Origin of the sequence: Roseibium sp. SCP14, assembly GCF_040329475.1 — a bacterium.
Lineage (GTDB): Bacteria > Pseudomonadota > Alphaproteobacteria > Rhizobiales > Stappiaceae > Roseibium.
Window position 1 is genome coordinate 897,175 of the sequence record NZ_JBDZYH010000002.1, and the last position, 21,805, is coordinate 918,979.

Sequence of the window (21,805 nt, forward strand, 5' to 3'; positions counted from 1 at the left end):
TGACTACCGGTAAACCAGAAAAATGTTGGCGGCCCAAAACTCCAAGTGAACGCACCAAAATTAATGTGCTGTTAACTTCACGCATACAATCTATGCGGGAATTTTCTCATACTTCGACCCATGTGACGGCTGGAAACGAAACATGTCTATCAATACTCTGTTTTCCCATGGCGCGTCCTCGTCATTCGGCCTCTCGAGAAAAGCGACACCCTCTGGAACGAAGCCAAAGGAACAGGAAAACACTGCTGTTAGTGACAAGCTTGAGAAGGCTGTTGCCCGGAAAGAAAGCGTCGACAGGCTGATTGACGAATTCCGGCAAGCCCTCGCCCTCCAGGTCAGCAGGGAAACCCAAAGTGGTAAAACCGCTGTTGACGGTCTCGTTGACACAATCATCAAGGCCAACTCAAACAACGTCATTAAAACCGGTGAGGGCAATGATGTCGTGTCGGTCAACGCCCAAAACACGATCGACGCAGGCGATGGCGACAACAGTGTCCGTGCCAACGCCCACAATATGATCACAACCGGTAACGGCGACGATGTCATCTTCGTCAACGCGGGAAATTCCATCTTTGCAGGAGACGGGAACAACGTCATTCGCGCAAACGCCGATAACACCATCACCACCGGCGGTGGCGATGACCTGATCAGCATCAATGCAGGGAATACAATTTATGCGGGAGAGGGAAATAACATCATTCGCTCAAACGCGGATAATACCATCACCGCCGGCACCGGCGACGATGTGATCAGCGCCAATGCGGACAATGTCATCTCATCAGGCGCCGGTGATGATCACATTGAGGCAAATGCCGGAAACTCAATCGATGCCGGTAGTGGCAACGACACCATTCGGGTTAACTCGAACAACGTTGTTCACTCCGACAGTGGCGACGACATCATTCATGTCAACTCCGGCAACACGATTGTCGCCGGTTCCGGAGATGACACCATCCGCGGCAACACGAACAACGTAATCGATGCAGGCGCCGGCAATGATGTGATCCACGTTGGCAGCGACTCAGTCCTGAACTTTGAAAAGGGTGACGGAGCCGACACCGTCAGCACCATTGGCGATCTTGTAATCAGGATCGGTCCCGGTTTCACGGCCGACGACATGAATATTTCTTACGAGGACAGCGGAACTGTATTGTCTTTTGCAGATACAGAAGACTCCATTACCGTAAGAGGGCCACCCACCTCATCCATCCAGGTGACTTTCAGTGATGGCAGCAGCGTGAACTTCAATGGACATGGCAGCATGCTCGATCTCGCTGGGATCCAGCAGTATCAGTCCCCGACTTCGGCCGATGGCACGGCCGAAGCAGGTTCTCTCTCCTCACAGGGAATCGTGGTTTGAGCGGAACGATCGGGAATGATGCAACGCGCGGTTAGGCTGCCTTGGCGGCCAACCGCTTCCTGATGCTCTCGACATCCGCACGCGGTGTCGCCGCGAACAGGGTCTTGGTGTAGTCGTGCTGCGGGTTGTTGAACACTTCGTCCCGCGTTCCGTATTCCACAACCTCGCCGAAATACATCACCATGACCTTGTCTGCGATGTAACGCACCACCGAAAGGTCATGCGAAATGAAGACATAGGTCAGGCCCATCTCGTCCTGAAGGTCAGCCAGCAGATTGAGGATCTGTGCCTGAACCGACAAATCGAGCGCGGAAACCGGCTCATCAAGCACCAGAAGTTTCGGCTTCATCATGATCGCGCGGGCGATGGCGATGCGTTGGCGCTGACCGCCTGAGAACATGTGCGGATACCGGCCGTAATGCTCCGGCTGCAGGCCGACCTTCTGCAACATCTGCAGGGCCAGATCCTTGCGCTCGGCTGCCGGCATGTCGGTGTTCAATAGCAGAGGCTCTTCCAGAACGTGGCCGATTTTCTGGCGCGGGTTCAACGATCCGTAAGGGTTCTGGAAAACGATCTGAACCTTCTGCCGCATTTCCTTGGAGATACCCGTTTTGGAAATGTCGATCGGCAGGCCGTCGATTTCGATGGAACCGGACGTTTGCGCATCGATCATGGTCAGCATACGGGCAAGTGTTGACTTGCCGCAGCCACTTTCACCAACCACGGCAAGCGTGGACCCACGCGCGACATCCAGGCTGACGCCTTTCACCGCAGTCAGCTGCGAAGCCTTTTTGAACAGGCCACCCTTGATGTCATAGGTTCTATAGACGTCGCGGACCTTGAGAATAACATCTTCGGACATCTTAGAAGCCTCCCGCTTCTGCAAAGTCGCTCACTGTCGGCAACCTGTCTCCGGTCGCGTTTTCCGGCAGGGCCGAGAGCAGAGCTTTCGTATACGGGTTCTGAGGGTTTTCGAAGAGGGAAAGCACATCGGCCTCCTCCATCTTGCGCCCCTTGTACTGCACGATCACGCGGTCCGCGGTCTCTGCCACAACACCCATGTCATGAGTAATCATGATCAGTCCCATGCCACTGTCCTGCTGCAGCTTCACGATCAGATCGAGGATCTGTTTCTGAATAGTCACGTCGAGTGCCGTCGTCGGCTCATCTGCGATCAGCAGCTTGGGAGAGCAGGCAATTGCCATGGCGATCATCACGCGCTGGCACTGGCCGCCGGACATCTGATGCGGAAACGCATTCAGCCGGCTTGCCGGATCGGGAATACCGACGGCAGTCATAATCTCGATGACACGATCCTTGATCTGCTTGCCCTTGAGATCCGTGTGTGCCTTCAGCGTCTCGCTCAATTGAAAGCCGACGGTGAAACACGGGTTCAGGCTGGCGATCGGCTCCTGGAAGATCATGGAGATGTCCCGGCCGATCACCTTGCGCTTTTCCTTTGCCGACAGGGTGCGAAGATCAAGACCCTCGAACTCCATCTTGTCGGCAGTGATCGTCGCACTGTCGGGAAGCAGCCCCATGGTCGCCAGCATGGCAACCGACTTTCCGGATCCGGACTCCCCGACGATGGCAAGAACCTCGCCGGCATCCACCGTGTAGTCAACGCCATCAAGTGCCTTGAACGGGCCTTTGGCGGTGTCGAACTCGACCTTCAGGTTTCTGATTTCAAGAAGAGACATTGGGTTAGCTCCTCTTCAGTTTTGGGTCGAGCGCATCGCGCAGGCCGTCACCGACCAGGTTGATGGCAAGAACGGTGATCAGGATCGCGAGGCCCGGGAACGTCACGACCCACCAGGCACGCAGGATGAACTCGCGCGCTTCTGCCAGCATCGTGCCCCATTCAGGTGTCGGCGGCTGCGCGCCCATGCCAAGAAAGCCGAGTGCGGCAGCATCCAGGATGGCGTTGGAGAACGACAGGGTTGCCTGAACGATCAGCGGCGCCAGGCAGTTCGGCAGGATCGTCTTGAACATCAGCCGCATGTGGCTCGCACCGGCGACCTTCGCAGCCACCACGTAGTCTCTTGAACGTTCGGCCAGAACCGCAGCGCGGGTCAGACGAACGAAGTGAGGCTGCAGGACGATGGCAATCGCGATCATCGCATTGATCAGTCCAGGCCCCAGGATGGCAACAAGCACAAGAGCAAGCAGCAGCGACGGGAACGCCAGAATGATGTCCATGATACGCATGATGAACGTATCGACCGCACCGCGCATGTATCCTGCGACAACACCGATGATGATGCCACCGGTAAGTGCAATGGTGACAACCATGACGCCAACCAGCAACGACAGCCGTGCACCGAAAATCAGGCGAGAGAGTATGTCGCGGCCAACTGCGTCGGTCCCGAGAATGAATGTGGCCTTGCCGCCTTCTTCCCAGAAGGGCGGAACAAGAAAGCTGTCCCGGTACTGGAAGTCGGGATTATGCGGTGCAAGAAGAGGTGCGAACACCGCGGTGAGAACCAGAAGCGCGAAGATCACCAGACCGATGACCGCACCCTTGTTCTGCGAGAAGTAGTACCAGAACTCGGTCAGCTGCGCCTTGGTGGCGTTGCGGCTTTCCGCTTCCAGTTTCGAGGTATCGGCCTTTGTGACCGGGGACGTGTTTGTCATTTTCTAACCCTCGGCTCAGTGGTGGCGGATACGCGGATTGATCAGGCCGTAAAGCACGTCCACGATCAGATTGACCAGCATGATAATACCTGCGATCAACAACAGACCACCCTGCACGACCAGGTAGTCCCGTCGGGAAATACTGTCGACCAGCCACTTGCCGATTCCGGGCCAGGAGAAGATCGTTTCCGTCAGGATCGCACCTGCCAGCAGCACTCCGACCTGAAGGCCGATTGTGGTTACAACCGGGATCAGTGCGTTGCGCAGGGCATGCAGGCCGATCACCGCACGAGGCGGCAGACCCTTTGCCCGGGCGGTGCGCACGTAATCCTCGCCCAGAACTTCCAACATGGCCGAACGGGTCTGACGGGCAATCACCGCAAGCGGAATGGTCGCCAGCACGATCGACGGCAGGATCAGGTGCCGGACCGCGGACAGGAAGGCGCCCTTTTCCCCCGACAACAGACTGTCGATCAGCATGAAACCCGTCACTTGCGGGAAGAAGAACATCAGCGAAATTCGCCCGGAAACGGGTGTCCACCCAAGAATGCCCGAAAAGAAGATGATCAGCAGCAGGCCCCACCAGAAGATAGGCATGGAGTAACCCACCAGGGCGGTTCCCATGATTGCCTGATCCGCGATCGAACCGCGTTTGACCGCGGCAAAGATACCTGCAGGAATTCCAACACATACCGCAATGATGATGGCACACAACGCCAGTTCGGCAGTTGCCGGAAACAGTGTCATGAACTCGTCGAGCACAGGCTTCTTGGAGACGAAGGAAATACCAAGGTCACCCTGGAAAATGCCAAAGATGTAGTCGAGATACTGTTGCCAATAGGGTTTGTCGAAGCCGAGCTGGCTCAGGACCTCGGCCCGGCGCTCAGGCGTGATACCGCGCTCGCCGGCCAGAAGTTCGGCCGGGTCCCCGGGCAACAGTCGAATGAATGCAAAGGAGACCAGGGTGACGCCGATAAACGTCGGTATCAACAGACCGAGACGGCCTAGAAGAAAACGGAGCATGTCAGGTTCCAGATACGAAGAACCAGCGGATCCAGTCACGTGAGATGAAAGCATCCGCCGGTCAGAATGTTTGAAGGCGCCGGCATTACTGCCAGCGCCTCCCTAAATCAAGCGGGTTTATTCCGCAATGTCCACGCCGTCGAACCAATGGCCGCCAAGCGGATCCATCACATAACCGGTGACCTTGGAGGACATCGGCATGAAGACGACGGAGTGAGCGATGGTGGCCCAAGGAGCTTCTTCCTTGAAGACGACCTGTGCCTCTTCGTAGAGCTTCGTGCGCTCTGCCTTGTCGGTTACGGTCTTCGCTTTTTGAATGACAGCTTCGAACTCGTCGTTACACCACTGGGCACGGTTGGAACCACCGACACCATCACAGCCGAGCAGAACGGCCAGGAAGTTGTCCGGGTCGCCGTTGTCACCGGTCCAGCCGAGCAGAACAGCACCGTCACGGTTCTCGTCCTTGGAACGGGACAGGTATTCACCCCATTCGTAGGAAACGATCTCGACATTGACGCCGACATTGGCGAAGTCAGCCTGAATGACTTCCGCCATACGGCGGGCATTCGGGTTGTACGGACGCTGAACCGGCATCGCCCAAATCTTCATGTCGAGGTTTTCAACACCAGCAGCGGCCAGCATTTCCTTGGCCAGTTCCGGGTTGTAATCGTCGTCTTCGATCGCCTCGTTATAGGACCACATGGTCGGCGGGATCGGGTTCTTCGCAGCCTGACCGGAGCCCTGGAAAACGGCGTCGAGAATAGCCTGCTTGTTGATCGCGTGGTTCAGCGCCTTGCGGACTTCCTTCTTGTCGAACGGAGCCACTTTGGTGTTGTAGGCGAGATAACCGACGTTCAGACCCTGCTGTTCCATCAGCGTCAGGTTGCTGTCGTCGCGAATGTCGGCGATATCAGCCGGTGCCGGATAAGGCATGACGTGACATTCACCAGCTTTCAACTTCTGCAAGCGAACGGCTGCATCGGGTGTGATCGCGAAGATCAGGTTGTCGATCGCCTGCTTGCCGCCCCAGTAATCCGGATGCGCCGCATAGCGGATCACGGCATCTTTCTGGTAACCGACAAAGGAGAACGGGCCAGTGCCGACCGGCTGCTGGTTCATCTGTTCCTTGGTGCCGGCAGCTTCCAGCTGAGCAGCATATTCAGCCGAAACGATGGAGGCGAAGTCCATGGCCAGGTTAGCGACCATCGGAGCTTCCGGACGGTTCAGAACGAACTTGACCGTATGATCGTCAACCTTGACGATCTCCTTGATGAGGTCCGGCATGGACATGCCGTTGAAGTATTCCCACGCGGTACCCGCAGTGTACTCGTGCCAAGGATTGTCTTTTTTCAGCTGACGCTCGAAGGAAAAGATCACATCGTCGGCATTGAAGTCACGCGTCGGTGTGAAGAAGCTGGTCGTGTGGAACTTGACGCCTTTACGCAGGTTAAAGGTGTATTCCAGACCGTCTTCGGAGACTTCCCAGCTCTCTGCGAGACCTGGAATAACTTCCGTCGTGCCGCGCTTGAACTCGACAAGCCGGTTGTAGAGCGGCTTGGAGGACGCGTCGAAAGTGGTGCCCGCGGTGTAAAGAGCCGTGTCGAAGCCTTCAGGCGAACCTTCAGAGCAATAAACAAGAGTTTTTGCAGACGCGCCGGTAGCTGCAATCACAGCAAGGCTGGCGCCAAGAAGGGTTGCCTTCAAGGTTTTTTGGAAATTCATCAAACTGTTCTCCCCTTGATGAAGTGCAAGGGCCTTGCATCGTTGAACCGTGCAATGGAGTTAAGCCCGAGCCAGCGCAAACTAAGGCGTTTTTTTGGCAGAAAATCAACTACCAACATATTTCTAATTTAGGCCCGGTTTTGAAATATTTTTGCTAGGTAAGCCTTGCTGCCGTATCTTTTTTATGCGCAGAATTTAACTGATTAGAAACAAATACCGCAACGGCACCAAATTTGAGCCAATCCATAAGGCCTTGAAATAAAAAGACTCCCGCTAATGCGGGAGCCTCGAATTTGTTCAATCCTGCGTAGTACGTGTTCGCTTGACCGCACCCTGCCAACCGGCAAGCAGTCGGGACCGTTCAGCCTCTTCCAGCTGAGGTTCGAACCGTTTTTCCAATTTCCACTGCGCCGCGAAGGTTTCCTGACCCGGCCATATTCCCGCTTTGGAGCCGGCCAGCCACGCTGCGCCCAACGCCGTGGTTTCTGCGACCGTCGGCCGGTCGACCGAAGCCCCGAGAATGTCGGCCAGAAACTGCATGGTCCAGTCAGATGCCGTCATGCCTCCATCAACCCGCAGTACCGGCTGCTCGGCCCCGGACCAGTCGGCTCGCATTGCCTCGACAAGATCACTCGTCTGATAACCGACGCTTTGCAGAACCGCCCGGGCAATTTCCCTCGGCCCGGTACTCCGCGTAAGACCGAACATGGCTCCGCGCGCATCGGCGTCCCAATAGGGAGCCCCAAGCCCGACGAATGCAGGAACAATATAAACGTCCTGATTCGGATCGGCCTGCTCTGCAAGAGGCTGGGTTTCGCCCGCATTTTCAATGAGACCAAGACCGTCGCGAAGCCATTGCACGGCAGCGCCCGCTACAAAAATCGAGCCTTCCAGAGCGTAGGTCGTCTTGCCGTTCAAACGATAGGCAATAGTCGTCAGCATACGGTTGTTGGAGCGAACCGGTGTATCCCCGGTGTTCATCAGGGCGAAGCAGCCGGTCCCGTAGGTCGACTTGACCATGCCGGGATTGAAACAGGCCTGGCCGACGGTGGCGGCCTGCTGATCCCCGGCGACACCGAGGATCGGCAGGGAGCGTCCGAACAGCTCGGGCTTTGTCATGCCGAAATCGTCCGCACTGTCCTTGACCTCAGGGAGAAGGCTCATCGGAATGTTGAGCAGCGCACAAAGCTCTTCATCCCAGACATTGTCATGAATGTTGTAGATCAGTGTCCGCGCCGCATTCGTGGCATCGGTGGCGTGAACTTCGCCTTCCGTCAGCTGCCAGATAAGCCAGGTGTCCACGGTGCCGAATGCCAGCTCACCACGCTCGGCACGCTCGCGTACACCTTCGACATTGTTCAGGATCCAGGCGATCTTCGTGCCGGAAAAATACGGATCGAGGAGAAGACCCGTCTTGAAGGTAAACTTCTCTTCCAGACGCCTTGCGCGCAATTCCGCACAAAAGTCGGAAGTGCGGCGGTCCTGCCAGACAATCGCGTTGTAAACCGGCTCTCCTGTGGAGCGGTCCCAGATAAGCGTCGTCTCACGCTGGTTGGTAATACCGATCGCGGCAACATCCGCACCACCGTCAGGAGCCTTTTCCATGGCATCCCGGCAAACCCGGAGGGTGCTCGTCCAGATATCCGCCGGCGAATGCTCTACCCAGCCCGATTTCGGAAAGTGTTGCGGAAACTCCTGCTGGCCCACGCTGATTGGATTGAAATCATCGCCGAAAACAATCGCGCGGCTTGACGTTGTGCCCTGGTCTATCGCCAACACACATCCGGCCATGGCGCACCTCCCGTTGGTTATTGCATTCTTAAAAGAAACTGCCGGCAAATCCGGCAGTTGAAGTCGTTAGGAAAACTATGCAGCAGCGCCTGCCTGCTCCGCAAGATAGTTGGACATGTAAGCATTGAGGTCAGCTGCCTGCTCTGCGCTGAGCCTCAGGCCAAGTTTTGTCCGGCGCCACAGAAGATCCTCGGATGTTTGCGCCCACTCGCGGTTGATCAGCCATTTCACCTCGGTTTCGTAGAGATTGTAACCAAAGCAGCGTCCAAGATCTTCCAGGGACTTCGCCTCACCGAGGAACAATCTCGCATCGGTTCCGTAAAGCCGGGTCAACCGGGTTGCGAAGCGCTTGTCCAGGAATGGAAAATCCTTCTGCAGCCCTGCAACCTGCGCATCGAATTCATCGACCTTGAAGTCGCCACCGGGTAACGGCGCGTAGGCTGTCCAGACACCGCGCTTGAAAGGAAGATAAGGCTCGAGCTTTTCAAGCACATGCTCGGACAGCTTGCGATATGTCGTGATCTTGCCGCCGAATACCGAAAGAGCAGCCGGATTGTTTTCGCCGCCATCCAGTTCCAGCACATAGTCACGCGTTGCTGCCTTGGCGTCTTTCGCGCCATCATCGTAAAGCGGGCGAACCCCTGAATAGGTATGAACCACATCCTCGGGTGTGATTGCCTTTTCAAGATACTCGCTGGCGGCCTTGCACAGATACGCGACTTCGTCCTGCGATATACGGACATCGCCCAGATCGTCCTGATAATCGACGTCCGTCGTTCCGATCAGCGTGAAGTCATTCTCGTAGGGGATCGCAAAAACAATCCGGCCATCACCGTTCTGGAAGATGAAGCACCGGTCGTGATCGAACTGGCGCGGAACGATGATGTGGCTGCCTTTCACGAGCCGTATCCTGGAGCTGTGGTCCGCTCCGGCGATGCTGTGCAGCATTTCAGCGACCCACGGCCCGCCGGCATTGACCAGAACGCTTGCGGTCACGGTTCTCTCGTCTCCGCTGGCAACGTCCTGCAACACGACCGACCACATGCCGTTTTCGCGTTTCGCACCGATGAATTTCGTGCGCGTCAGAATTTCGGCACCACGATCGGCAGCATCGCGCGCATTCAGCACCACAAGACGCGCATCGTCCACCCAACAGTCCGAATATTCGAAACCCTTCTTGAAAAGATGCTTGAGCCCTTGCGAAAACGGGGCCTGGTCAAGCCGCACTGTCTTTGTCGGCGGCAGCAGTTTGCGGCCACCAAGATGATCGTAGAGAAAGAGCCCCAACCGCAACAGCCAGGCGGGTCGCAACTCCTTGTGATGCGGCAGAATGAAACGCAACGGCCAGGCGATGTGCGGAGCTGCCCGCCACAGAACTTCGCGCTCTTTCAGCGCTTTGCGAACCAGGTTGAACTCGTAATACTCAAGATATCGCAGACCACCGTGGATCAGTTTTGTGGATGCGGAGGAAGTCGCCCCGGCGAGATCACCCATCTCGACCAGCAGGACAGAGGCACCTCGACCAACGGCATCACGGGCAATGCCCGTCCCGTTGATTCCCCCTCCGATAACCAAAAGATCGTAGTCAGCCGCCATTAAATTGTCTCCGGCTCGAATGCGCCTGCAAATGAAAGTCTGAAATGAAAATAAAACGAAAGATTTCGAAATTCAATCAACAATTCACAAATGCGACATTCTTTGCCAACCAATCGCGCCAACGCACGTCGAGACAACCCTCCAATTTGGAAAGCGGGACTCTTTGCTTTGCCTGAGATTCCTGGGAGATCCGAAGGAAACTTGCGGATGCATGCAGACTTGGCGCTTGCCTACTCGCCCCAACCTGTAGCCGGTTACTCAGAAGACGAATACTGCCGCTAAACGAACTTTCGTTTTGTGCGCCCACAATCCAGTCGCAAACGGTGCCCTCGCGGTTCATGGAGGTCATCGTATCGGTGTTGGCAGAAGCGGCGGGATTCGAACCCGCGGGACCCCGGAAGGGCCCGACGACTTAGCAAGCCGCTGCCTTAAACCACTCGGCCACGCTTCTTTGCTCTGGTTCTCCGCCGAGGATTTGAACCTCGAGTTCCCGATCCAAAGCCGGACGACCTGCCCGTTAGACGAGCGGAGAACAAACTTTCATTTTCAGCATCCAACCAATCTCGAACCTGCGGAGTTTTCCAGACTTCCGGAGGTCATCGCATCGAAATTGGCAGAAGCGGCGGGATTCGAACCCGCGGGACCCCAGAAGGGCCCGACGACTTAGCAAGCCGCTGCCTTAAACCACTCGGCCACGCTTCTTAGTTTTCAAGATGCCTCCGAAACGAAAAAACCCGCCTCGGAGGCGGGTTACCTGGAATCGCGTTAGGCTAATTCAGCCTAGATCGTCTCCATTTTCAGCCCGCACAAAGCCACGTCCCGGCTGGACGCCAGGATTTGAGTACTTTGCAAACTGAAAACGACAGCAATCATCGTCGACTCCGAAAACAGCCTGCGGGCGGAGTCCCATCAGGCCACAACCTCGAATAGCTCAACTATGTCCGCTGCGTCAACCTGCTGGCGCAAATTTCTTCATACGCAGGTTGAAATGCGAAGAAATCCGCACCTCAACCGGAATCGCAAAAAGTGTCGGTCAGGGCTCTTCATGCTCTGCCGGAGCATCATCTGTCGGTTTGCTCGACGCCGTTTTCTTCCCGACGTCGTTCTCTGGACCTTCCTTCGCCTCAACAAACGGTGGCGTCGCTGCGTGATAGGTCACCTGCGGGAACGGAATTTCGATATTCCGCTCGTCGAACACCTGTTTGATAAACTCGTTATACGCACGTCCGACAGACCATTGATCCCCCGGCGTTGTCTTGATGCGCGCCCGAATATCAATGGAACTCGCGGCAAAATTGGTCACGCCGTGCATTTCCAGGTCACCAAAGATCTTGGAGCCGAAATCCGTTTCCTTGAGCCGCCGGAAGGCCTCTTCCATAGCGTCCTTGGCGTAGCTGATATCGGTGTCGTAAGCGACGCCGATCAGAGCGACATGGTACGAGAAACCGCGCATGAAGTTGGAGACCATATCGACCGAAGAGAACGGAATGATGTGCGTCGTTCCGTCCAGGTCGCGCATACGCACGGACCGGATCGTGATCCCCTCCACAGTACCTGTAATGCCCGCCACGGTGACGACATCGCCTTCATTGATGGCATTCTCGATCTGAATGAACGCCCCGGTAATGATGTCCTTGACCAGGGTCTGCGCACCAAAGGAGATGGCCAGGCCGACAACACCGGCACCGGCGATCAGCGGTCCGATGTTCACACCAATCTCCGACAGGGCCAGAAGGACCGCCATCACCAGGATCACGACGGTGAACGCATTGCGGAAAAGCTGGAACAGCGTCCTTTCACGGGCACTGACAATATAGCCAGCCCTGGACTGAAGTCGCAGGTCCACCCAGGACATGACCGCCAACCAGATTACAAAGGCGATCAGCACGACGAAGAAGGCCGCGCCGTAACGGCTGACCAGCTGTGATCCCGCTTCACTGAAGAGCCAGTCCAATACACCCAGCACACCCCAGATATCCAGAAGCAGCAGGATCGTGCCGAGGAAAACCACAAAGCGGATGATTTTCAACAGTCTCGGCACAAAGGCGTTCAGTCGATACTGAAGTGCAGGAAGCTTTTCCTGCAGATTGGGCGGCAACCGGATACCGCCCTTGATCGCCCTTGTCATGACGAGAGAGATCACCATTCCGGCCATGATGGTCACGATGGATAGACCTGTGGCCCGAAGAATGATGGTGGTCGCATCAAACGGGCGTGTTACCCAGACGATAAACACCGCGATGATGTAGCCGTAAGCCCCCAGATGCCAGAGCTTTCCAAGGTTGGACAAAGCCCTTTGCGCCAGAAAACTGTGCATCGTCTGCGCATAAGCCATTGCGCCTTCACGCACCCTCACCCGGTTTCGCTTGATCAGCACCATGAGGTAAATCATGCCGCCCAGAACAATCAGGAACCTCAGAGCGTTACCCAGAACGAACGATACGGCGATGTTGGCAACCGGGACAACAAGGAACACTCCGTAGTTGATCCAGTACATGTAAAGACGCAGGCGCGAGTACCAGTAGTCCGAGCTGGCGTCATCAAAGGGGAGCAATCGCAATTCCGGTCGCCGGGGTGCGAAAACGAACCTCAGCGAGACATTGGCGATGCCGGTTATGAAAAAGGCATTGAGAGCCAGGCTTTCCTGTAGTGTCACACCGGTCTCAAGACCGCCAAAACCCGCAAGGGCAACGATGTAACCGGTGCCCAGGCCGATCGCGACCGTGAGAGCATCGATCAGGGACGTGAAAATCAGAATGAAGCTGCGGGTCAGCCCGCCGCCGTAGCGAGCCCGGACAGACAGTTTCGGATACAGCAGATGGGCGATGTACTGACTGGCCCAGAACGCCAGATATGCACTCGCCAGAACGAGCCCCACCTGAAGCAGAACTTCGTGAACCCTGTCCCATTTTATCGGAATGTCTCCGCGCAGAACCAGAAGCAACCCCTTGAGGGAATGACCGGATCGGTCGACAATGACACCGACATCGTCCGCGAGCGCACGCGTGTATTCACCAATGCGAATGACAAAACTCTGCTTTTCGTTGGCCTGACTATTGGCAGCTTCGGTGTCTGATGCCGGCTCACCGGATTTTTCCGCAGCAGCGCCTGAAGCACTCCCGCCTTCCGACGCGCTTTTTTTCAGGAGTTCGATCAGCGCAGCCCGGCTGTTCGGGTCGTTCAGAACCTTGATCAGCGCCTCGCTCGCCTGCTGAACTTCTGCAGCCCCCTTCTCGGAAGCCGAACCCTGCCCGGCCCCCTTGTCCTGCGCGAACGCCGCTGCTACGCCCCAAAGCAACAGTCCCAGCGAAAACAAGAGGTTTCGGAGCAAAGACTTCATTTCAAACTCATTTCTTCAAACGCAGAGCGGGGCAGTGAATACGGTGCCCCGACTATATGAACGATCTTCGCGAGAAAGAAAGTCTCGAGGACGTCAGTCGACAACTTTCGCGCCTCCCCAAGAAAAACAAGATTGAGAAAAATTGAATATTTACCTTGCGTCACTTATGTAAAATACAGATTACAGATAAATACGAATGGTACAGTTATTTCCGAAGAAATACTTCCACCTTGCGCGAATAGGTAACGTAAAAATAACAATATAACTTCAGACTGGACCAACGAGGAGGAAGGATGTCGACATCCTTGATCGAGTTGGCCCTTGAAGGCACCGACGATGCGCGCAAACGATTGTTTGCGCTCGTGAGCGATCTTGTCCTCGCAAATCTCGATCAGCGGTCAGAGCGCGAGCTGGAGCTGTTCTCCGAAGTCATTCTGGAACTCTACGGGTTGAGTCGATTAAACGATCGTACGAAGCTGGCAGCGTCGATCTCTTCATCCCCAAAAGCACCTTTGAATCTGGCACGCAAAATGGCAGAGGATGAAATCGATGTCTCAACGTTCCTTCTGACAAAGTGCCGGGTATTCACCAAAGAGGACGTCCTCCACTTTGCCACCAGCCTGAGCGATGCCCATTTGCAGGCCCTGGCTCGCCGTCCGGATCTTACAACTGAAGCCTCCGACCGGATTGCGGAGCGCGGCGGAAAGGCGGTCTACAGAATCTTGGCAGGAAATCACGAAATTCGCCTCTCCGGCAACACGGTCTCCAGACTCGTGACAATTGCACAAGAAGACGAAACGCTGCTGAAAGACCTCAGCTACAGGTCGGACCTTTCCGCATCCGCATGCCGCGCGATGCTTCCCCTGGTCGACGAAGAAACAAGGAAACGTCTTCAAGAGACGATTGATGCCGCCCTTTCAAAAGAGCAGCTGGAACAATTCGCAAGACTGAAAACCATCAGGCGCGAGTTCGGGCAAACTCTTGAGAGCACGGATATGAGCCTGCTTTGGCGAGAAGCAGAACGGTCCGGAGTGAGCGTTGACGAACTGGCCATTTTGCTATTGCAGGACGGCCGCTTCAATCATGCAACGGAACTGATTGGCGCCAGGGGAAGGATCGCGCAGAAAACGTTCAAGGATGCAGTCTTCAAGGGAAAACCCGATCTGGTGGTTCGAACAGCCGCCAAGGCGGGATTACAGGCGCCAACCTTTGCTTTGTTTGCCAAGTCGCGCTGTGAACATTTGAAAATCCCGTCCGCTCAAGGCTCGGAATGGACCGCCGCTTACGTCAAATTCCTTGAAAAGAACAGGATTGGAAAACAGTCGCGTTGCGGAGACTTTCAGGCAAACCGGAAAGAAAAGCGGTAAATCCTGCAGATACATTGCGCTCTGGTTGATCGGCTGGAGATTCTTCGGTGCGATGCGTCGAGTCTTAGGCTCTGGAACAAAGGCTGGCGGCCACGGCGGTCGAAAGCGTGGCAGCCGCATAGAACCAGAGCCCCGGCAGGATCGTTGCTGCAGCCAATCCACTCGTCTTGGCAGCAAAAAGAACCAGGGCGACCAGCATCACATCGAGCATTGACCACTTGCTGACCATGGACAGAAGCGCCAGGGATCGCGTTTTTCCGCCGGTGAGCACCGCAACGTGAATCAGCAGGATCTTCACAGCAGGAAAGCCGATCGAGAACAGGGCCACAATGGCGGCCAGCGCCGCATCACCCTCGATCCACAACCCGGTGATCATTTCGATCAGGGTCGGGCGGTCTTCCAGAAAATAGAGTCTTTCAAAGCGCATCAGGGGTTGCGTCAGACCAAGCGCAAACGAGAACGTCGAAACCGGAAGAAGAAAAGCCAGAATGAATCGCATGAAGAATTCTACGCCCCGGACAAAACAGTCGAAATTTTACGAACGACTACGCAGATAGGCCTTGCTCGACAGGAACGCAATGGAACCTCGGCGATCCTATTTACCCTTGCTCATGGCACGAAACCCGATTGTCCAGCCGACAATCGGGTTTAGGACAGTATGACCGTCCAGGGATTCCTTTGTCCGGGGTGTTTGGCCGGCATGGGAGCCGATCAGCGCACCCTTGCCCGTGCAGCGACCTCATCCAGTTGGTCCTGCTCGGCAATTTCCTGGGCCGTGCGTTCGCGTTGCTGGTCGCGTTCTTCCAACTGCTCGAATTTCTTCAGCTCTTCAATCGCTTCGCTGAGCTCGTCCTGGGCTCGCTGCAACTGATCGTCGAGTTCATGCGCGGAATTACGCAGATTGTCCCGCCGGTCAGCAGCTGCCTTGGCAAATGTCGGATAGGCAAAATGTGTAACATCCGTGATGCCGACCCGTTCCTGTTCAGAGCGGATCTGGTCATCCAATTCGTCGGCCATGCGGTTGAACTCGGCAATCATGCTCTCAATCTGAGCAAGCTGTCGCCGCTTTTCATCAACCTGAAACCGCTTCAAACGGATCAAACTGTCTCGGGTTTTCATTACTCAATACTCCCCTAACATGGGCAGTCTACCCCAGAGTCATTTCCAAAAGGTTGGCGAGTTGCTGATATCCGTCAGAAATATTCGTCGCCTCATCCTTTCCCTGATTCAGGAAGTCATCAATCAGTGCAAACCTGTGGATGGCTTCATCCACCGTCGGGTCCGAGCCCTTCCTGTACGCCCCCAGACGGATCAACTCCTCCATGTCAGTGTATGTGGACAGCAACTGCTTTGCCTTCCTCAAAACAGGCAATTGTTCCGGCGGAACACAGCGCGGCATTGTTCGAGACACGGATTTCAACACATTGATCGCCGGATAGCGGCCGCGCTCGGCAATCGCGCGCTCCATCACGACGTGGCCATCCAGGATACCGCGCACGGCATCCGCGACCGGCTCGTTGTGATTGTCCCCTTCGACAAGCACCGTAAACAGTCCGGTGATTGAGCCGGAACTACTCTTTCCAGGCCCGGCCCGCTCCAGAAGCCGTGGCAGCTCGGTGAATACGGTGGGTGTATATCCCTTCGAAGTCGGAGGCTCGCCAATGGACAGCCCGATTTCCCGCTGCGCCATGGCAAATCGCGTGATGGAATCCATCATGCATAGAACATTGCTGCCTTCGTCGCGAAAATGCTCCGCCACCGTCATGGTCAGATAAGCTGCCTGCCGCCGCATCAGCACGCTTTCATCGGACGTGGCAACCACGACCACGGATCGCGCGAGCCCTTCCTCGCCGAGATCGTCCTCGATGAACTCCTGCACTTCGCGGCCACGTTCGCCGATCAGGCCGATCACCGCGACATCGCATGCCGTGTTTCTGGCAAGCATCGACATCAGAACCGATTTGCCGACACCCGAACCGGCGAAAATCCCCATCCGCTGACCTTCGCAGCAGGTCACGAATGTATTCAGCGCCCGTACCCCCAGATCAATCGGCGGACCGACTCGTTTACGTTCTGACGCAGGAGGCGGCGAACTTCGCAATTTGCGAGGCACTCCGCCACTGGCAAGGTCTCCTTTACCATCTATTGGCTCGCCAAGGGCGTTCACCACCCTGCCAAGCCAGGCATTTCCTGGCCGCACGACGCTTTCGCGGGAGCTGATAACGGCCTTGCAGCCCATGCGAACGCCTTCCAGCCCGGAAAAGGGCATGCACAAGGCGTGCCCGTCACGGAATCCGACAACTTCTGCAGGGACTTTCGGGTTTTCCTCACCGTTATCAATAAGAAGGCGCGAACCGACACTCATTTCGTGAATCGGTCCTGCTATCTCCACAAGAAGGCCCTGAACCGCAGTAACCCGGCCATAAATTTCGGTAGGCATCAGCGAATCAATTCCGGCGAATAGCGCCTTCACGGAAGATTCCTTTCATTGTTAACGGATTTGGTAACCGATCGTTTACGACTCTGGTTAATCTTAACCTTTGGAAGGCTGACAAGCGAGAGCCATTTCGAAGTCAAACCGGCTTTGTTGAAAGGAATCTGAACCGAATCGGTTAGCGCCGTTTCTTAAAGTTCAACATTAAGATTTGTGAATCCGCGTTTATTTTTGGGATTCAATAAGTTGACTGTTGTTCACAGTTTCCTTTCTCCGGAACTTGCTGCTACGAATCATATTTTGTTAACCATTAATCGATAGCTTTGAGTCGGGGTTAACAACAGTCCTTCGTAGCGCACACCGACAGAGCCGTTGCGACTTGCCCAGGAAAGGCAGAATAAGGGGATTGGCATGCGTGTATTGTTGATTGAGGATGACAGCGCGACAGCGCAGAGCATCGAACTGATGCTGAAGTCCGAGAACTTCAACGTCTACACGACAGATCTTGGCGAGGAAGGAATCGACCTCGGCAAGCTGTACGATTATGACATTATCATGTTGGATTTGAACCTGCCGGACATGTCCGGTTATGAGGTTCTCCGGACACTTCGCGTTTCTAAGGTCAAGACGCCTATTCTGATTCTTTCCGGTAACGCGGGTATTGAAGACAAGGTTCGCGGTCTCGGCTTCGGTGCCGACGACTACATGACCAAGCCGTTCCATAAGGACGAGCTGGTTGCGCGTATCCACGCGATCGTTCGCCGCTCCAAGGGACATGCCCAGTCGGTGATCGTCACTGGCGACCTTAAGGTCAATCTGGATACCAAGACCGTCGAAGTCGGCGGCCAGCGTGTCCACCTGACCGGCAAGGAATATCAGATGCTCGAGCTGCTTTCGCTGCGCAAGGGCACAACGCTCACCAAGGAAATGTTCCTGAACCATCTTTACGGTGGCATGGATGAGCCTGAACTGAAGATTATTGACGTCTTCATCTGTAAGCTGCGCAAGAAGCTGGCAGCAGCGACCTCCGGCAAAAACTACATCGAAACGGTGTGGGGCCGCGGATACGTTCTGCGTGAGCCGGACGTGGAAGCCGCTGCCTGAGGCGATTGACCAGAATTCAAAGGAAAAGCCCCGGTTTTCACCGGGGCTTTTCATTTTTGGCCAATACGAAATTCCATCGCCACAAAGACGTGGGTCCAACTATTCCGGTTGCCAAAGCTCGATCGGATTGCCTTCCGGGTCGTGAATGCGGGCAAAACGGCCGATCCCGTCCATCGTTTCCTCGCGTGTTACCTCGACACCCAGATCTTTGAAATAGGCAACCAGAGCCTCAAGGTCCGCCACGCGAAAATTGAGCATGAACTGACGATCCTCAGGGAAGTAATCCGTGGTCTCCGAGAACGGTGCGAAGACCGTAACACCACCTTCCGAGACCCATGGCGCCGCCTCCATATCCTTCGGAGCCTTGTTGATCCCGAGATGTGTCTCGTACCACTGGCCAAGTGCTTCAGGGTCTTTCGCCCGAAAAAAGACGCCACCAATTCCGACTGCTCTTTGCATTCTCCCCTCCTGCGCTCGTTCATAACCCAGCAAATGAATACTGACACCACCAATCCGGAATTGTCATCAGGAGTCGGCTAGAATCGTCTGTCGTTTCCAGTGCTGCGGTTGTCCGCATCCGGCAAAGCACGCATCAAGCGTTTTTCGCTTGTTCTTTGATTAAAGTATCCGCAGGTTGCCTGCGTCGGATCCGATAGCGTTGAAAATCTTCAAAAGGAAAGCACCATGAACACCTCATTGACGGTGATTGGCTCCGTGCGCCCAAGCCCACGTGGTTTTGAATTGAGCATTGGCGAACCCTATTGCACTGGTCTGCTCGGACTTTGCGGCTTCAGCCACGCCATTGTTCTGTGGCTGGCAGACAGGCTGGACCAGAACGGTCCCGACATCTCCATGATCTTGCCCGCACCCTATTCCGCCTCCGATCAGGATACCGGCGTCTTTGCCACCCGCTCTCCGGCGAGGCCCAATCCGATAGGTGTCTCGATTGTGGAGATAATCGAATTGAACGAAGCGGCGGGGACCCTTGTCGTTCCCTTTATCGACGCTCTTCCCGGCACGCCGTTGCTGGACATTAAGCCCTACTTTCCGGCGAGCGACCGGGTAAAGAATGCCAAGACCCCCGATCACTTCCACCACTGGCCACAATGGTATGAGGATGCCGGCGCCTTCAACTGGACTGCGGAATTCAGATAAGAGAAAGGGCCGGCAATGCCGGCCCTTTCATATTCGTTCAGAAGCAGTCCTAGAGGTGCATCTGATACGACGCCGGGACGTACCGGAAGCCATCTCCTTCGATCGCCACATATCCGACCGACGGGAACGGCATGTGATAGCCAACAAATGGGACCTTATCGGCCGCCAGCATTCCGAAGACATCCTTGCGTGTCTTGGCCGCGGCTGCCTTGTCCATGTCGAACCGCACTTCCCAATCGGGGCGCGCAAGCGACCAGACGAAATGGTTCGCGGTATCAGCAGCCAGCACCAGCTGCTGCCCGTTGTTTTCCAGCATGTAAATGGTATGTCCCGGGGTATGTCCGTGCGCGGCCATTGCGGTCACACCAGAGGCAACCGAATCGCCATCCCCCAGGAACGTCATCTTGTCCGCCAGAGGCTTCACGTTCTTGGCCATCAGCTTGGTAACACCATTGGCCTCGGGATCCATTGCAGCCCAGAAATCATACTCCTTCTGGCCGGTTACATATCTAGCATTTGCAAATGCCGGAGCACCACCTTCCATCAGGCCACCGATATGGTCCGGATGCATATGGGTGATAACAACTATGTCGACCTGCTCGGGCGTATAGCCGGCGCTTTCAAGTGCTGCTCGCATGTTCCCACGTGCGGGCCGTCCGCCCTCTCCGACCCCGGTGTCAAAGAGAATGAGCTCCTGTCCGGTATTGACCAGAGTTGGCGTGAAATAGGCCTTGAAGGTGTCATGCGGAATGAAGTTCTCCGCAGAATGGGCGGTAAATGTATCGGCGTCGACATTCATGCCGAACGTCTTCTGCGGTTCTCCGACGGTAACAGCACCGTCGAGCAATGTGTTGACCTCGAAGTCACCTACCGCGTAGCGCGCGACGGGCGCAGAATGAGCCCTCTGTTTCTCAGCGGCGGCATGCACGTAGGAAGAAGAAGTCAGGCTTGCCCCGGCAATAGCTCCGCCTGCACCGAGCAGAGCGGCCCGGCGCGTCAGTTCCACCTTGATAGTCATTTGTTACCTCCAGCAGCATTCCATGGATCATTGCTCTGAGCGTTCCTCCCCCCAAGTGATTTGGCCAAACGATCGGACAGATGCGAAAGAACACGTTGAAGGAGGCTCGATTCACCCCCTTAAACTGGCGCAATTGAATGAGAAGAAAAGCCATGCCTTCGTCAGCCGAAAAGTATTTCTCGATTTCTCCAATGTCCGCAGCCCCTTAGTTTTTATGTTAAATTTCAGTAAGTTACCTCAGAGGCAATTCATGCTTCTTGAATGACGCTGCACTTGCGCCATACTTTCGGTAACTCACAATTGAAAATTCCGGCATGACCCGCAGCTATTTCATCCAGGTTTCTTTCCTCGCGATTGCCGCAGCCTTGCTGCTTGCCTCGTCCCAGGTTCAGCGTCCCGAAGGCTGGTCCGTGGCCGGGCAATACGCCTATTGGCTGGTTCGAATTCTGATCGAGGCCGGTCTGTTTGTGGCCTTTGCCGAATTGCTTGCCAGATTGCCGGCTTTGGCCCAACGCAAATGGCTTGCCGTGGCTCTGGCGGCCTGCGTAAGCCTTGTGCCCTTTGCACTTTCGGTAACCGCACTCGATCTCATCCTGGGTCTTCCAGAGCTTGAGGGGGCGGTTGCTCTTGGCGGAACGGCGTCAGAAGCATTGCAGGTGTCGGAACAGGAACGCACCAGAATTTCTTCGTTCCTGCTTGAGCTGGTCTACCTGTCGGACAACCATCTGGCGCTTTGCATTCTTTTAAGTGCTCCGAAGTTGTTTTCGCCTCCAGTGCCGGCAAACTCACGGCGCCATGAAGAACTTTCGGATCATGGGGCGAATTTTTCCTTCGGCGAACCAGTGCACATTGACCAGGGATCGGCCGATCCCGTCGAGAATGTCGAAACTCCCACCAACGGCTATTTGCGGCATCTGGACAAGCCATTTGAGGAAGAACTGTTGCGCGTCGAAGCCCAGGAGCACTACGTCAGACTGATCGGCCGGACCGAGAGCCAGATGGTTCTCTACCGTTTCATTGACATTGTGGCAGAACTCTCAGAAGATCTCGGCATGCAGATCCATCGCAGTCACTGGGTTGCCTATTCGGCAATTGAGCGATCGCTACGCGAAGGAGGCCGGCTCTGGCTGGTTCTCACGGAAGGGACCAGGGTTCCGGTCAGCCGGAAATATGCCGGAAAGGTTCTCGAGCACATGGCACAGCGCCAGCTACGAAAAAAGGCGGTCTGCTGACCGCCTTCCATTCACTTCACACCGGATGG

18 protein-coding genes and 3 tRNA genes are annotated in these 21,805 nt (G+C 55.6%); 5 read left to right on the forward strand and 16 right to left on the reverse strand.

Going from position 1 to position 21,805, the window contains the following annotated elements; genetic code table 11:
* Positions 1-142: 142 nt before the first annotated feature.
* Positions 143-1,360 (forward strand): calcium-binding protein, encoded by a 1,218-nt coding sequence (locus ABLQ08_RS11355; protein ID WP_352941944.1) that lies wholly within the window; start codon positions 143-145, stop codon positions 1,358-1,360.
* 31 nt (positions 1,361-1,391) lie between these two features.
* Here ABLQ08_RS11355 and ABLQ08_RS11360 read toward each other — a convergent pair whose 3' ends face one another.
* From ABLQ08_RS11360 to ABLQ08_RS11410, 11 genes are all read right to left on the reverse strand, one after another.
* Positions 1,392-2,222 carry a dipeptide ABC transporter ATP-binding protein gene (locus tag ABLQ08_RS11360; RefSeq protein ID WP_352941947.1) on the reverse strand — a complete coding sequence of 277 codons (831 nt, stop codon included), beginning with the start codon at positions 2,220-2,222 and terminating at the stop codon, positions 1,392-1,394.
* Position 2,223: 1 nt separating this feature from the next.
* On the reverse strand, positions 2,224-3,060 hold the full coding sequence (locus ABLQ08_RS11365; RefSeq protein ID WP_352941950.1) for an ABC transporter ATP-binding protein: 837 nt from the start codon (positions 3,058-3,060) through the stop codon (positions 2,224-2,226).
* 4 nt (positions 3,061-3,064) lie between these two features.
* The gene (locus ABLQ08_RS11370; protein ID WP_352941953.1) at positions 3,065-3,994 is read right to left on the reverse strand and encodes an ABC transporter permease subunit; all 930 of its coding nucleotides are present in this window, start codon (positions 3,992-3,994) and stop codon (positions 3,065-3,067) included.
* A gap of 15 nt (positions 3,995-4,009) precedes the next feature.
* Positions 4,010-5,017, reverse strand: a complete 1,008-nt coding sequence (locus tag ABLQ08_RS11375; protein ID WP_352941955.1) for an ABC transporter permease subunit — start codon at positions 5,015-5,017, stop codon at positions 4,010-4,012.
* 117 nt (positions 5,018-5,134) lie between these two features.
* Positions 5,135-6,739, reverse strand: coding sequence for an ABC transporter substrate-binding protein (locus ABLQ08_RS11380; protein ID WP_352941958.1), 1,605 nt, complete (start codon positions 6,737-6,739; stop codon positions 5,135-5,137).
* A gap of 297 nt (positions 6,740-7,036) precedes the next feature.
* The gene (gene glpK / locus ABLQ08_RS11385) at positions 7,037-8,530 is read right to left on the reverse strand and encodes a glycerol kinase GlpK (protein WP_352941960.1); all 1,494 of its coding nucleotides are present in this window, start codon (positions 8,528-8,530) and stop codon (positions 7,037-7,039) included.
* Positions 8,531-8,605: 75 nt separating this feature from the next.
* On the reverse strand, positions 8,606-10,126 hold the full coding sequence (glpD, locus tag ABLQ08_RS11390; RefSeq protein ID WP_352941963.1) for a glycerol-3-phosphate dehydrogenase: 1,521 nt from the start codon (positions 10,124-10,126) through the stop codon (positions 8,606-8,608).
* 360 nt (positions 10,127-10,486) lie between these two features.
* Positions 10,487-10,577: transfer RNA gene (locus ABLQ08_RS11395), tRNA-Ser, on the reverse strand.
* Positions 10,578-10,583: 6 nt separating this feature from the next.
* Positions 10,584-10,658: transfer RNA gene (locus tag ABLQ08_RS11400), tRNA-Gln, on the reverse strand.
* Between the two features lie 79 nt (positions 10,659-10,737).
* Positions 10,738-10,828 (reverse strand) — tRNA-Ser (locus ABLQ08_RS11405).
* 331 nt (positions 10,829-11,159) lie between these two features.
* A complete protein-coding gene (locus ABLQ08_RS11410) occupies positions 11,160-13,466 on the reverse strand; it encodes a mechanosensitive ion channel domain-containing protein (RefSeq protein ID WP_352941966.1) in 2,307 nt (768 codons plus the stop codon).
* A gap of 293 nt (positions 13,467-13,759) precedes the next feature.
* On the opposite strand from ABLQ08_RS11410, the gene ABLQ08_RS11415 reads away from it, so the two are divergent.
* On the forward strand, positions 13,760-14,833 hold the full coding sequence (locus ABLQ08_RS11415) for a DUF2336 domain-containing protein (RefSeq protein ID WP_352941968.1): 1,074 nt from the start codon (positions 13,760-13,762) through the stop codon (positions 14,831-14,833).
* 64 nt (positions 14,834-14,897) lie between these two features.
* Here ABLQ08_RS11415 and ABLQ08_RS11420 read toward each other — a convergent pair whose 3' ends face one another.
* The 3 genes from ABLQ08_RS11420 to fliI form a co-directional block, all read right to left on the reverse strand.
* Complete coding sequence (locus tag ABLQ08_RS11420) at positions 14,898-15,332, reverse strand: paraquat-inducible protein A (RefSeq protein WP_352941971.1); 435 nt, start codon at positions 15,330-15,332, stop codon at positions 14,898-14,900.
* Positions 15,333-15,544: 212 nt separating this feature from the next.
* A complete protein-coding gene (gene fliJ / locus ABLQ08_RS11425) occupies positions 15,545-15,952 on the reverse strand; it encodes a flagellar export protein FliJ (RefSeq protein ID WP_352941973.1) in 408 nt (135 codons plus the stop codon).
* A 28-nt stretch (positions 15,953-15,980) separates the two neighbouring features.
* On the reverse strand, positions 15,981-17,306 hold the full coding sequence (fliI, locus tag ABLQ08_RS11430) for a flagellar protein export ATPase FliI (protein WP_417714908.1): 1,326 nt from the start codon (positions 17,304-17,306) through the stop codon (positions 15,981-15,983).
* 372 nt (positions 17,307-17,678) lie between these two features.
* On the opposite strand from fliI, the gene ctrA reads away from it, so the two are divergent.
* Positions 17,679-18,371, forward strand: coding sequence for a response regulator transcription factor CtrA (gene ctrA / locus ABLQ08_RS11435; RefSeq protein WP_031270498.1), 693 nt, complete (start codon positions 17,679-17,681; stop codon positions 18,369-18,371).
* 99 nt (positions 18,372-18,470) lie between these two features.
* Here ctrA and ABLQ08_RS11440 read toward each other — a convergent pair whose 3' ends face one another.
* Positions 18,471-18,830 (reverse strand): VOC family protein, encoded by a 360-nt coding sequence (locus tag ABLQ08_RS11440; RefSeq protein ID WP_352941980.1) that lies wholly within the window; start codon positions 18,828-18,830, stop codon positions 18,471-18,473.
* 225 nt (positions 18,831-19,055) lie between these two features.
* Here ABLQ08_RS11440 and ABLQ08_RS11445 point away from each other — a divergent pair, with 225 nt between their 5' ends.
* Complete coding sequence (locus ABLQ08_RS11445) at positions 19,056-19,526, forward strand: TrmO family methyltransferase domain-containing protein (RefSeq protein ID WP_352941983.1); 471 nt, start codon at positions 19,056-19,058, stop codon at positions 19,524-19,526.
* Between the two features lie 49 nt (positions 19,527-19,575).
* On the opposite strand, the gene ABLQ08_RS11450 is transcribed toward ABLQ08_RS11445, so the two are convergent.
* The gene (locus ABLQ08_RS11450; RefSeq protein ID WP_352941985.1) at positions 19,576-20,544 is read right to left on the reverse strand and encodes an MBL fold metallo-hydrolase; all 969 of its coding nucleotides are present in this window, start codon (positions 20,542-20,544) and stop codon (positions 19,576-19,578) included.
* A gap of 314 nt (positions 20,545-20,858) precedes the next feature.
* Between ABLQ08_RS11450 and ABLQ08_RS11455 the strand changes: the two genes are divergently transcribed.
* The gene (locus tag ABLQ08_RS11455; RefSeq protein ID WP_352941986.1) at positions 20,859-21,776 is read left to right on the forward strand and encodes a LytTR family DNA-binding domain-containing protein; all 918 of its coding nucleotides are present in this window, start codon (positions 20,859-20,861) and stop codon (positions 21,774-21,776) included.
* Positions 21,777-21,805: the final 29 nt, after the last annotated feature.

Coding starts and splice junctions, on each gene's coding strand:
- ABLQ08_RS11370 (WP_352941953.1), bottom strand. CDS start 3,994: ATGACAAACACGTCCCCGGTCACAAAGGCCGATACCTCGAAACTGGAA.
- ABLQ08_RS11450 (WP_352941985.1), bottom strand. CDS start 20,544: ATGACTATCAAGGTGGAACTGACGCGCCGGGCCGCTCTGCTCGGTGCA.
- ABLQ08_RS11375 (WP_352941955.1), bottom strand. CDS start 5,017: ATGCTCCGTTTTCTTCTAGGCCGTCTCGGTCTGTTGATACCGACGTTT.
- ABLQ08_RS11380 (WP_352941958.1), bottom strand. CDS start 6,739: ATGAATTTCCAAAAAACCTTGAAGGCAACCCTTCTTGGCGCCAGCCTT.
- glpK (WP_352941960.1), bottom strand. CDS start 8,530: ATGGCCGGATGTGTGTTGGCGATAGACCAGGGCACAACGTCAAGCCGC.
- ABLQ08_RS11410 (WP_352941966.1), bottom strand. CDS start 13,466: ATGAAGTCTTTGCTCCGAAACCTCTTGTTTTCGCTGGGACTGTTGCTT.
- ABLQ08_RS11355 (WP_352941944.1), top strand. CDS start 143: ATGTCTATCAATACTCTGTTTTCCCATGGCGCGTCCTCGTCATTCGGC.
- ABLQ08_RS11360 (WP_352941947.1), bottom strand. CDS start 2,222: ATGTCCGAAGATGTTATTCTCAAGGTCCGCGACGTCTATAGAACCTAT.
- ABLQ08_RS11445 (WP_352941983.1), top strand. CDS start 19,056: ATGAACACCTCATTGACGGTGATTGGCTCCGTGCGCCCAAGCCCACGT.
- ctrA (WP_031270498.1), top strand. CDS start 17,679: ATGCGTGTATTGTTGATTGAGGATGACAGCGCGACAGCGCAGAGCATC.
- glpD (WP_352941963.1), bottom strand. CDS start 10,126: ATGGCGGCTGACTACGATCTTTTGGTTATCGGAGGGGGAATCAACGGG.
- ABLQ08_RS11440 (WP_352941980.1), bottom strand. CDS start 18,830: ATGCAAAGAGCAGTCGGAATTGGTGGCGTCTTTTTTCGGGCGAAAGAC.
- ABLQ08_RS11420 (WP_352941971.1), bottom strand. CDS start 15,332: ATGCGATTCATTCTGGCTTTTCTTCTTCCGGTTTCGACGTTCTCGTTT.
- ABLQ08_RS11455 (WP_352941986.1), top strand. CDS start 20,859: ATGACCCGCAGCTATTTCATCCAGGTTTCTTTCCTCGCGATTGCCGCA.
- fliJ (WP_352941973.1), bottom strand. CDS start 15,952: ATGAAAACCCGAGACAGTTTGATCCGTTTGAAGCGGTTTCAGGTTGAT.
- ABLQ08_RS11365 (WP_352941950.1), bottom strand. CDS start 3,060: ATGTCTCTTCTTGAAATCAGAAACCTGAAGGTCGAGTTCGACACCGCC.
- ABLQ08_RS11415 (WP_352941968.1), top strand. CDS start 13,760: ATGTCGACATCCTTGATCGAGTTGGCCCTTGAAGGCACCGACGATGCG.